Annotated in this window: 6 protein-coding genes and 3 pseudogenes; 2 read left to right on the top strand and 7 right to left on the bottom strand. The window is 37.0% G+C overall.

From position 1 onward, the window contains the following. A pseudogene (locus tag ACFINW_RS08990) lies at positions 1-412 on the bottom strand (hypothetical protein); the annotation flags it as partial. Positions 413-1,166: 754 nt separating this feature from the next. Here ACFINW_RS08990 and ACFINW_RS08985 point away from each other — a divergent pair. Beyond that, a pseudogene (locus ACFINW_RS08985) lies at positions 1,167-2,408 on the top strand (autotransporter outer membrane beta-barrel domain-containing protein); the annotation flags it as partial. A gap of 1,986 nt (positions 2,409-4,394) precedes the next feature. Next, positions 4,395-5,845: pseudogene (locus ACFINW_RS08980) on the top strand (autotransporter outer membrane beta-barrel domain-containing protein); the annotation flags it as partial. A 550-nt stretch (positions 5,846-6,395) separates the two neighbouring features. Here ACFINW_RS08980 and ACFINW_RS08975 read toward each other — a convergent pair. The 6 genes from ACFINW_RS08975 to ACFINW_RS08950 all read right to left on the bottom strand — a co-directional run. Further along, positions 6,396-7,178 (bottom strand): ABC transporter ATP-binding protein, encoded by a 783-nt coding sequence (locus ACFINW_RS08975; RefSeq protein ID WP_375630491.1) that lies wholly within the window; start codon positions 7,176-7,178, stop codon positions 6,396-6,398. Further along, entirely contained in the window at positions 7,165-8,049 is an 885-nt protein-coding gene (locus tag ACFINW_RS08970; RefSeq protein ID WP_273790733.1) for an ABC transporter ATP-binding protein, read from the bottom strand. Before ACFINW_RS08970 ends, ACFINW_RS08975 begins: the two co-directional genes overlap by 14 nt. After that, positions 8,042-8,971, bottom strand: a complete 930-nt coding sequence (locus ACFINW_RS08965; protein WP_375621724.1) for an ABC transporter permease — start codon at positions 8,969-8,971, stop codon at positions 8,042-8,044. The genes ACFINW_RS08970 and ACFINW_RS08965 overlap by 8 nt, the downstream gene beginning before the upstream one ends. A gap of 2 nt (positions 8,972-8,973) precedes the next feature. After that, on the bottom strand, positions 8,974-10,047 hold the full coding sequence (locus ACFINW_RS08960; protein ID WP_375641087.1) for an ABC transporter permease: 1,074 nt from the start codon (positions 10,045-10,047) through the stop codon (positions 8,974-8,976). Between the two features lie 110 nt (positions 10,048-10,157). Next, positions 10,158-11,774, bottom strand: a complete 1,617-nt coding sequence (locus ACFINW_RS08955) for an ABC transporter substrate-binding protein (RefSeq protein WP_375621722.1) — start codon at positions 11,772-11,774, stop codon at positions 10,158-10,160. Between the two features lie 361 nt (positions 11,775-12,135). Further along, on the bottom strand, positions 12,136-13,053 hold a 918-nt coding region (locus ACFINW_RS08950), incomplete at its 5' end, for an ABC transporter substrate-binding protein (RefSeq protein WP_375641088.1).

Here is a 13,053-nt window from a genome sequence, read left to right as displayed (position 1 = left end):
GTGAGATAGACGACATAAAGCCATCGACAATCGAATTAGCCAGATCTTCGCCCGCTTGTTCCATACCAGCCTTGGCACTCTCCGAGAGCTTTTCCTGTGTAAAAAAACTCTTCAACCATTGCCAAAAGTTGGAAAAGCTTTGTTTAACGCCCTCCCACAAATTGCCAAACCACTCGACAACAGAGGAAAGTCCTTGTTTAAACTTTTGCCAATGGGAAGAGAGATCAAAAGCAGCAGCAATGATGTTTTTCCATTTGGTGATGGTGGTGGTATCAGCACCAAAATAAACCAAGACGTGTGCGCCAGTCATGGTAAAGCGCAACACACGTAGAGCAATGTTAAAAGCCATCAGGGCGGCAATGGTTTTGATAATGGCGCTTGTTAAAACGGGATGGTCCTTGCCCCATGCCATTTTACAAAACGCGCATTTAATGGTAAAAAATAACCATAAAAACAATAAATTATCACGTATTTCTAACTAATCTCACCTCTCCCCACTTAGTACAAAACCTAATGTCAAACTACATCCAACGGAGTTTTGTATAGTATGTAGCCTTTCGGAAATTGTGGCTTATCAGCGGATTCTGTATATTTTTATATTTCATTTGTTCAAAGAAGACACTGAGCACTCAAAGAACCCTCAACGCTCTATTAAAGCCTTCTCTCATTTTTGCTGTCAAAAACTCATTCGATACATAATGTAGGTAAGAACAATCAATTATCACATATCCACTCTAATTTCACCTTTTCCACTCAATATAAAGTATAAAGTAAATTACACACAAAAATATTTATTATTTATTAACTTTAAAACTATAAAATCTCTTATTTTTTTGAAAATGTACAATATTAAAAACAATACTATTATTATTTATATTATATTTTTTAATTTATTTTATATAACTGTATTTCTTTAATTATACATCAATAAATATTAAAATAAATGAATATTGATATAAAATAATATGTACCATTAATAAAAAACTTATTTTTAAAATATAATTAGATAAAAATACATTATGAAATAAATTTAATATTACATAATTAAACATAAATACAACTTTAATTTTGACAAAAAAAGCAAAATAAAATATCAAAGTGCTGTGTTATTAAAATAAAAGCAATATCTATTTTCACTTCTGCTTATGAAGTTAGCGGGAAAATGAATGTTGGGGGGCTTTAAAAGGAGTAGGCTGATGCCTAAAAAAATTCTTCTATCCTGTACAGCAATTGTGGCAGTTGTACTTTTTGGTATCAATCTTAATGCACAAGCTAAAAATCTTGAAATTTCAGAAAGTAAAAAAGAAGTTTCCAACGAAACCTATGAAATTATTCACGCAAAAAAAAGTGGTCAAATTATCGGCAAGCATTTGACGATAATCGGAAACAAAAAAACAAACACCAACATAAGCACAAATGCGCACGCTATAACAGCTGAAGGTTCTAATACTGCGATTGAATTACTGGATGGTACAACCATTAAAGGAACTGGTTCTAGCATTTTCTTCGGTCTTGAAGCAAAAGATGGTGCTACACTGAAAATGACTGGGGGAACTATTACAGTTTCCAACACTGGAGCTAAGTTCTTGAACAGTAAGAATGCTGAAAACAAGCTAAAAGATATAATAATATCAAGTGGCAAAGGCAAAGCTCCACTAACTTTTGCAATATTTGCAGACAAAAATAGTGAAGTCACTTTAGAAAATCTAAAGGTGACTAAGGCAATGAATAGCGTTACTGCAAATAATAAATCTGAAATCACGATATTGGGAGGATCATTTGATGCCACAAAGGCAGCAATATCTGCTTACAATGGCAGTCGCGTAACTCTAACTAACAATGTTCAAACTACATCATCTCATGGCACTGGACTCCATGCAACAGATTCAGAAACCACAATCGAAATGACGGGAGGAAGCGTAATCACAGAAAAAATGGCGTTGGTTGCAGAAAACGGTGGACGTATCAAGGTCACGGATGTTGCGTTAAATGCGACGAATGATAAAATCGGAACAGTTGTTGCCGGCGGTCCGAACAGCGTGATTGAATTGCATGGGAATACAACAATTAAGAATGCTGTAATCGGTCTTCATGCACAAAACAGTGGAATGATTAAAATGATCGGAGGGACCATTACAGCTTCTGCAACCGGTGCTGGTTTCTATAATAGTAAGAGCAATGGAAACAAGCTAGAAAATGTAAAAATATCGGGCAGTAACAATAAAGAGCCTAAAATCACAGGAATAGGTGCAGACAAGGAAAGCAACGTCACTTTAGAAAATGTAACAGTTACGCGGGCAAAAAGTGGCATAGTTGCAAATAATCATTCTAAAGTAACGGTTTCTGGAGGATCATTTGAGGGAAAAAACGTAGGGGTATACGCTGGAAACGGCAGCAACATTACTTTAACCAGCAATAAAAAAGGTGACGTTCAAGTTACATCAACATCATCGAATAGCAAAGGACTCTACACAAATGGTTTACATTCTACCATCACAATGACGGGAGGAACAGTAACCGGAGAATTAGCGTTGGTCGCAGAAAACGGTGGACATATTAAGGTCACGGATGTTGCTCTAACAACAAATGAACATGGGGGCCAGGTCACTGATGTTCCTATAATAGGCGCAGGAGTCAATAGCGCTAATAGTATGATTGAATTATATGGCAATACAACGATTAAGAATGCTGGTGTTGGGCTTGTGGCAAGTAACGGTGGCGTAATTAAAATGATTGGGGGGACTATTACAACTTCTAAAACTGGTGTTGGCTTCGTGAATAGTAAGAGCACCGAAAGTAAACTAGAAAATGTAATAATATCAACCGGTAAAGATAGAAATTCAGGCAAAGGAATTCTTCTAGAGAAAGAAAGTGGTCTCACTTTAAAAAATGTAAAAGTGACTCAAACAGGCAACAGCGTAATTGCAAATAATCGTTCTAACATAACAATCTCTGGAGGATCATTTGATTCAAGCTATGCAACAATATGTGCTCAAAACGGTAGCAGTATCACCTTAACGGACAATGCTCAAATTACGTCACATGATGAAGCAGGCCTCTATGCACAAGACTCAAAATCCACAATTACAATGACAACAGGAAACGTGACAGGAAAATATACAGCCTTAGAAGCAGACATAGGTGGCCATATTACGGTTACAAATGTTGCTTTAAAAGCAACTAATAATGGCAGTGGTGTAGCTGCTGGTGCAGCAGCCTCTGGCTCTAACAGTGTGATTGAATTGCTTGGAAATACAACGATCAGTGACGTTAAAATCGGAATTGATGCGCAAAACGATAGCACAATCAAAATGATCGGAGGAACCATTACTGCTTCCGAAGCAGGCGTTCACTTATTAAAAAACAAGAGCAATAACAAACTGAAAGATGTAACGATATTAAATCGTAAGGATAATGCACTACTAATCAATGCAATAATCGCAAGAAGAAGTGCCATTACTTTAGAAAATGTAACCGTTCCGCAAGCAATCAATAGCATAATTTCAGATAATGGTTCTCAAATAACAGTTTCTGGAGGATCATTTAACGCAAAAGGTGCAGCAGTATCTGCCATAAACGGCAGCACTATTACTTTAACTGACAATGCTCAAATTACATCATCTGATGACAGTGGGCTCTATGCAAAAGACTCAAAATCCACCATCACCATAACGGAAGGAACAGTACAAGGTAAAACTACTGCATTATTTGCCGGAAACGGTGGACATATTAAAGCCACGAATGTTACTCTAATAACAGCAGATAGTAATGGATTCGGTGCGGAAAGCCAAGATGTTGGCAGTTTAGTTGAATTATATGGCCATACAACGATTAAAAATGCTGAGATCGGACTTTATTCAGAAAATGGCAGCACAATCAAAATGAGTGGAGGGACAATAATTGCCGAAAATAGTGCATTTGTTGTAAATAACAATGGACATATTGATGTAACAAATGTTTCTGCCACAGCAGAAGATAGAGGTATAGCATTTGAAAAATCTAAGAACAATAAAACATCAGAAATCAATTTAACCAATGCAAAACTTCATATTAAAAACGGTACTGGAATTAATGCAAATGAATCAATTGGTAAAGCCAATCTCAAAAATTCAGAAATCCGTGCCAATGTTTTATTAGTAACCGAAGCTTCAACGAAAAAAAATGATTTCACTTTTACATTAAACGCCGATCACTCCATCTTAGACGGCAAAGTGAGCTCTGAAAAAAAATTCAAAACAGTCTTTGATTTGCAAAACAATACGAAATGGATATTGAAAACAAGCACAAATAAAAAAAGCCAGAACAAAAAACTGCTTGATATTGCTCAAAGAGCACGTTCTGATATTTCTGTCCTTAACATCAATAACAGCTCTATTGTTTTTGAAGAGCCAACTGAAGATCATTATCACACGTTGCACATAGGATCTGGCAGACCAAATACTAAAAAAGTCTACAATGCTACAGGAAAAGCAGAAATTCATTTCAACGTCGAATGGAGTGATAATGCTGCCATAAACAAACAAAAAGCTGACCATCTTCTGATTCACGGTGATGTTTCAGGGACTACACTGGTTTATATCACTGGACATTTAGAAAAGAACAATATTAAAGCAGATGCTTCTGCTCTTACCAGTGCACGTGGTCTTTCACTCATTCAAGTTTCTGGGAAAGTAAATCAAAACTCTTTCAAACTTGCACAGGACTATATCACAATAAGTGGTTCACCTTATAAATATATACTGAAAGCTTATGGACCAAAATCAAACCACAGTAAAACAAATGCTGAACAAAACCTTTTAGGAGAAAATAAAAATTTCTGGGATTTTCGCTTACAACCAGTACTGCTTGATAGCGACTCAAAAGTAAAAACCATCGTGCCATAAATACAAGCTATTTTATCATGCCATGTGCTCTCTTGTATGCTGGATTGACCGATATGGATAAGCAAAGTGCAACTGTTAGCCAATATGCGACATCTGTCTTAAGGAAAGAATAAGACAAACGGAATGGCTTTTTCTTATACGCCTATGGAGAAACAGGAAGCTTATTTTCTGATAAGTAGTGCTCCTAGTAAATATGGTTATAGCAGTGCTCATCTTCACTATGCTGTTCTACAAGGAGCTATTAACCTTGTCGCGCAGAAGGGAAAAATATCTACAACACATTTGGGTCTTGTCCGAACCTACGGGCAACTCTCTTTCACCCCCAAAGATATGCAAGACAGCAAGTAAGAGCATATTGAATAAATAGTCATTTCAACTCACCGCCGCCTATGGCAGTAAACAGCGTGACAATGGTTTCTACCTTGATACGCTTTTATCCTATGGGATAATAAAGGGAGATATCACCAATGCTCTTATTGGTAAAACTGCAAAATTGAAAAACGCCAAAATGTTGAGTATCTCCACCACTGTTGGCAAACAATTTGCAACGGGTATTCAAGCCGTAACATTCGAACCGCAGGCACAGCTTGCCTATCAACATTTGATGTTTGATACCATTAAAGATGCTGATAATCTGACCATTGAGATGCAAAATCCTTCTCAATGGATAATCCCGTGTTGGTGGACGTTTGACAAAAACCATTGCCACTGAAAACAGCCGTCCTATGTCTTTCTATGGAAAAGTAAACTTAATCAAAACCTTTGGTGATGATCAGACATTCCATATTGATAAGTATTATAAATGTGACCCCTCGGGAAGTTCCGTTGAAGGTGGGCTTGGTATTGGTGCATAATTGTCCGCTAACCTCTCCCTTCATGGTGATGTCAGCTATCAACAAAAGCTTCAAAAAACTGGTATAAGTGGTGCAAGCTTTTCAGGAGGAATACTCTATCAGTTTTAAATCAAAACTGTAAAAATAGCCTATTCAATTTAACAAAAAGGCAGTATATTGCTGCCTTTTTGGTTTATTATAAGCTGTTTTTAAGCGCTTTTTTAAATAGAGAACAGCGAAATATTTGAAGACATTCATTGACCATTGGATGTTTTTTACAAAAAATTCTTTTTATAAAGAATAAAATTGTAAAAAAGAGAACAACCAAAAACAAAATGATATTGTAAAATAATGAGAAGCTTTTCTAGAAAATACAACATTACTATCTTTTGTTATTTCTCACGAATTTAATGCTTAAAATCCCAAAATAAAACTTTTGAACATAAAATGATAAGTAAAAAATAATGCAATAATATCAAACAAAGGGATGTATGTTATAAGTCACTCATATATTTCAAAATGGAAGTTCTAATAGGATTTAAAATATTACAGCTCAAACACTGCCCAGAAAATTCATACTGAAAAAATCCTATTATCCCCTTCCCTCTTAACAATGCCGCCAAACATCTCCAGAAACTTCAAAACAAATAAAATTGCATTTTCTCTTCTGTAAAATTGATCATGCTCTTTGCTCTCTATGGACAATAGGCTCTATACTTGCTTCAAAAAACTCCTTTGTATAATCGTGTTGCGCATGTAGATTACGCAATTCATCATTGCTAAGCTCTTCAAGAATAATCCCTTTATGCATAATTCCAACACGTTCACAAATATGTGCAACAACAGCAAGATCATGGGACACCATCAAATAAGTAAGCTTTTTTCTCGCTCGCAACGATTTCAACAAGTTTAAAATTTCAGCCTGTACCGACACATCCAATGCAGATGTTGGCTCATCAAGCAACAACACCTCTGGCTCAATAATTAAAGCACGTGCAAGAGCAATACGCTGACGCTGCCCTCCAGACAACTCATGAGGATAACGATAAAGAAATGAAGAATCTAAACCAACGGAATCTAAAGCATCCTCCACCCGCTCTCTTTGCTTATCCATTCCATGGATTTTGAGCGATTCAGAAAGAACCGTATGGACCATTTTTCTTGGATGGAGCGAAGCATAAGGATCTTGAAAAACCATTTGAATACAGCGTAAAAAATCCTTACTTCTTTTCTTTTCAACTTCTTGTCCAGCAAAAAGAAACTTTCCACTATAATCTGGAATAAGCCCCACCAATGTATTCAAAATAGTTGACTTTCCACATCCGGATTCACCAATCAAACCATAAGCTTCACCACGCTTAATATGAAAATTAACATTTTTAACAACTGTTACTGCCCTATGCCTATGACCAAAAGTTACAGATAAATTAGAAACATCAATAATATTCTCACAATTTGTCATGAGGAACCTCCTCAACGCCATTAACAATCGTAGGATTATACAACCAATCAGGATCACGCTCAGGAACAGCCAAAATATCAACTGGATTATCAAGCCGTGGCAAACTCGCGAGCAACGCCTTTGTATAAGGATGACAAGCGTGAGACAAATCAGAAGCAGGCAACTCTTCTAAGACACGGCCCGCATACATCACCAAAATACGATCACAAAAATCAGCAATCATATTTAAATCATGACTAATGAAAATAAGTCCCGTTCCAGATTTTGTCACAAGTTCATCTAATACAGATAAAACTTGTCGTCTGACCGTAATATCAAGTGCAGATGTTGGCTCATCAGCAATAATTAAATCAGGTTTTGGAATGAGCATCATTGCAATCATCACGCGCTGCCCCATCCCCCCAGATATTTCATGAGGAAAGAGACGCATCACATGTTCAGGATCACGAATATGAACAGATTCTAACATAGATATGGTGCGCTCCCGCGCTTCAGCTTTTGAAACACGGTAATGAATACGGTAAGCCTCCATAATCTGTTCCCCGATCCGTATTAATGGATTAAGTGAATATTTGGGATCCTGTAAAATCATTGAAATACGTTTCCCACGGATTTTTCGCATCTGAGGTTCACTTGCGGCCAATAAATCAACATCCTCAAAGCGCATTTTTTTAGCTTTAACAATGGCTGCTTTTGGACTCAACCTTAGTATTGCGCGCCCAGTCATCGATTTTCCAGATCCGGATTCACCAACAATTCCAATTTTTTCTTTTCCAACAGAAAAACTAACACCACGCACAACTTCTGAAATGCCGCGCGTTGTAGGAAAAGAAATACGTAAATCTTCTACTTCTAATAATTTATTACCCATTGCGTGGATCCAATACATCACGAAGACCATCACCTAAAAGGTTGAAAGCAAGACTTGCAAATAATATTGCACAGCCTGGTATTGCCGCCAACCACCAATTTGTCATCATAAATTCCCGCCCTGAAGAAAGCATCGCACCCCATTCAGGACTTGGAAGTTGAGCTCCCAACCCTAAAAAACCAAGACCAGCAGCCGTTAAAATAATTCCAGACATATCCAAAGTTAATCGTACAATCACTGAAGGAATACACATGGGCGCAACATGAAACAAAATAATTCGCCAAGCAGAGGCCCCTTGCAGGCGAACTACAGAAACATAATCAGAAGAACGTATTGTCAAAGTCTCAGCACGTGCTAAACGTGCAATTGGTGGCCATGCTGCAATTGAAATTGCAATAGAAGCATTTTCAATCCCTGGTCCCAATGCGGCTGAAAATGCAAGAGCTAAAATCAAACCTGGAAAAGCAAGAAAAATATCGACAATGCGCATGAGCACAGTATCAACCCATCCGCCCATATAACCAGATACAGTTCCAACAATAAGTCCTATTGGACCTACAATAACTGTTGTAAGAAAAACAACATAAAGAGTAATACGGGAACCAAAAACAAGGCGACTAAAAATATCACGTCCCAATTCATCTGTTCCAAAATAATGCGCCATAGAGGGTGGCTGCAACCGATGCCCCAGATCATTGCTAAGAAAATCATGCGTAGCAATCCAAGGAGCAAAAAATGCACATATGATAATAATACAAATAATAAGCAGACCGAATACAGCCGAAAAGTTATGAAAAAACTTAGCCAGTGCGTGATAAATTCTTTGTATGTTCGCTTGAATTATGGAGTTTGGAACAGGATCATTTAACCAACTACCCAAAAAAGATGATGATTGCGATTTATGATGATTACTTACTGTCATATTCAACGTGTCCTTGGATCAAAAATGCGATAAAGTAAATCAGAAAATAAATTAATGGCGACAAAGATAAATCCTACAAGTAAAGTACATCCTACAACTGCATTCATATCTCCGGCTAAAAGAGCATTTGTCAAGTAATGTCCAAAACCAGGCCAAGCAAAAACTGTCTCCGTTAAAACAGCCCCTTCTAATAAAAAAGCATAAGAAAGTGCAACAACGGTAATAATTTGAACAGCAGCATTTCGAAAGGCATGCCCCCAAACGGTTCGCGCCCACGATAATCCCTTTACACGTGCAGTAATGATATATTCCTGATTAAGCTGCTCAATCATAAACCCACGAGTCATACGGCTAATATAAGCCATAGCACCGAAAGCCAAGATCAAAGCAGGCATAATAACGTGACTAAAAACATTACCAAAAGCCTCCCATTGTCCTTGGCTTGCAGTATCCCAAAGGAAAAATCCTGTTTTTGGTTCAAAAGAATATTCATAAAGAAAATCAAGTCGTCCTGGGCCACCAACCCAGCCAAGCTTGGCGTAAAATATTAACAACGCCATTAATCCGAGCCAAAATGTTGGAGTAGAATAACTTAAAAGTGTAAAAACACGGACAACATAATCAATAAATGAATCGCGATACATTGCTGCAAAAACACCAAATGGAATTCCAAGACTTGTGCCAATAACAATAGCAACGGTTGCAAGCTCTAATGTTGCAGGAAATACACGCATAATATCGGCTAGAACAGGTCGCCCAGAAGTTAAAGCATCTCCAAAGTCAAACAAAAATACATTATGAAGATACTTCCAATATTGGACAATCAACGGCTTATCAAGACCCAGCTTATAATACATTGCATCATAAGCTTCCTGACTGATATTATCACCAAGAATAGACAGAACCGGATCTAGAGGAAGAAGATGACCAAGAAAAAAAGTGATCGTCACCAACCCAAGCAATGTGATAAAAACTGAAATAAGAAGTTTCAATCCTTTGCATAAAAAATCCCATAAAAATAATTTTTTCTGCTTTTCTGATACAGCTCTTTCAGTCTCTGAAAGTGGCAAAACCATTATAAAAATCCCCTCTGTAGCGACAAAACATAAAGCAAATACCTTTTTATATAACAAAACAATCTCTTATTAAGCATGTTCTACAATCCTTTTCTATAACATGCTTCTTTTTATTTTTCTGCTTCATTGTAATAAAGTCTATAACTGTTCCAAATCCATTTTTTGACATCAGGTCCCATACCAACGGTATAATATGTCTGAAATAAATAAACCATAGGACCATGCTCTAGCACATAATGCTGTAAAGTACGATATCGCACAATGCGCTTATTGGGATCTTGCTCAAACAAAGCATCCATCACCATGTTATTAATATTTTCATCATAATACCCAGCGCGCCAAGCTAAATACATATTGTGCTTTTTTGTAAATGTTGGATCAGGGTTAAACACGTGATTTAATGAAGCAGGATGTCCATCAGGATCGGCACTCCCCCACCCCATAAGTGCAGTATCATAATTTCCACCACGTACACGGCTCAACAATTGATTTTGTGCCATTTTTTCAATTGTAAGCTCAACACCAATTTTGCGTGCATTGGCTTGAATAGACTGTGCAACAGACGACATATAACTAAGGCTTCCAACTAAAAGATTAGCTTTAAACCCATTAGGATAACCAGCTTCAGTAATCAGTTGTTTTGCTTTTTTCAAATCCAACTGAAAAGGCAAACCTTCTTTTTCATCTAAAGCACCTGGAACACCTAAAGACATATAAGTTGCCCGTGGAATAGCAATCCCTTTCAAAACAGTTTTTCCAAGACCTTCATAATCAACCAAATAACGAAGTGCCAATCTGACCTTTTCATTCGCAAAAATTGCATTCTTATTATTTAACGATAGGTAAATAATCTGCGGACGCAAAACACGACTAATTTTGACTGGGCCTCCTTTTTTTTCAAGATCTAAAATATCCTCTGAAGAAAGATCACGCACTATATCCACATCACCTTTTTCCAAAAGAAGTCTTTGACTTGATGAATCCGCTACATGCTGCACAACAATCTGCTTAATTTTAGGCACATCGCCCCAATAATGTTGTGTCGCCTCTAACACAACTTTATCTCCTGGAGACCAGCTCACCAATTTATAAGGTCCAACACAAGCTGTATGTGTTGCTAAATATTTATTCCCCATATCACCGTTAATACTCTGTGCTTCAATTGTTTTCCGATCAAGCAAAGCAGAAGCATAAGATTGTCCAATAACAGTCAATATGAGCTGAATAGGATAGGGTTTATCTAATTTTAATTGTAAAGTCTTATCGTCAAGAGCCTGAATATTTGTTTCAATATTGTTTTTGGTAAACCCATAATCCATTAAAGATTGAGCATAGCTTAATCCTAATTTAATAATCCGTCGCATCGACCATACCAGATCTTGCGCTGTAGCCATCCTTCCATCATTAAACTTTAAATCATCACGAAGATGAAAGACTATTCTTTTACCATTATCTAAAACGTCCCAAGATTTTGCCATAGCAGGGCGAATTTTTGTAGGATCATGCTCATCATATTTCACTAACGCGCTGCAAATATTCGTCAATAACTCACTCGTCACAACCTCAACAGTTTGCGCTGGATCAAAACTACTAATTGAATCAATATTCCATGCCATTACCAATATATCTTTAGATGAGGCACTGAATGCCGATGTTACAGCCCCATTAAAAAAAACGATTGAGCTTAATAAAATAGAAATTTTTTTCAATATTCTTTGTTTTCCCATTTTATCTCTTCCTTTTGTATTCTTCTACCTTTTCACACAAAGTGATTGTGATTTTGCTTAAATAGCATAGCATTAGACATCAATTTCATTTAATCAAACTAAGCATCTATAAAATAATTTTCTTATACATCAGTCTATATTCGGGATGCAGAGAATCTATAACCATAAACAAAGATCCTCCCCAATATAACTTTCTATATTCATCGCTCCCTATAAACGATCTTAATTATATACTGCTACTACACAAACATCCCTCACAGTTTCATCCTTAAAAAACTGAAGAGCTTTATATGGGAGAATACTTTCATCATGCAATTATGATTAAGCTCTTTTTAGCTTTGATAACACTAAAAAGACACACTTATTTTTCAATTTTACTATAAAAAATACGCGGCGCACTATTCCAAACCCACTTTTTGATATCAGGCGTCATCGCGACAACGCTATATTGTTGAAAGATAAACGCATAAGGTCCTTTTTGCATCAATTCACGTTGTAAATCAGCATAGAGTTGTGCCCGTTTTTGCGGATCTTTTTGAAATAATGCCTCTTCAACTTTTTGATTCATATTGGCATCAAAATACCCATGCTGCCAACTAGGATAGGCTGTATTTCTAGCCTCAAAACGATTATCTGGATTGAAAATAAGACGTGAAGCCATTGTATGAGGATCCACAGAATCATTATTCCATCCGATAAAAGTCGTATCAAAAGCCCGTGCATTAACTTTTGAAAACAACTGTGTACCTGCTACACGTTCAATTTTAAGACGCACCCCCGCCTGTGCAGCACTATCCTGGAGTGACTGAGCAAGTAACAAAGTATAAGGAGTGTTTGACACGAGAAAATTTGCCTCAAATCCGTTCGGATAACCAGCCTCTGCTAAAAGCTGTTTTGCTTTTTGAATATCAAGTTTAAAGGGTTGCCCCTCTTTTTCATCCAAAGCCCCAACATTGCCAAGAGGAATAAAACTTGCCCGTGGGATACCAATCCCTTTGAGAAGCTTCTTGCCAAGACCTTCATAATCTATGAGATAACGCATCGCCAAGCGCACTTTTTCCTTAGCAAAAATAGGATTCGTCGTATTGAATCCCCAGTACATCATAGTTGGCACTAACACTCTTTCAACTTTAACATCTGTTGTTTTTTGCAGATCTGCAAGATCTTCAGGTGTCAAATTACGAGCAACATCAATATCATGTTTTTGCAACAACAAACGTTGTGTTCCGGGCTCTGCAACATGGCGAATTAAAATCTGCTTCAGTTTAGGCGCTTGTCC

Origin of the sequence: Bartonella sp. AA18HLJMS, assembly GCF_042197245.1 — a bacterium.
Lineage (GTDB): Bacteria > Pseudomonadota > Alphaproteobacteria > Rhizobiales > Rhizobiaceae > Bartonella.
The sequence above is the reverse complement of the archived record's forward strand: the minus strand, read 5'-3'. Positions and strand labels throughout refer to the sequence as shown.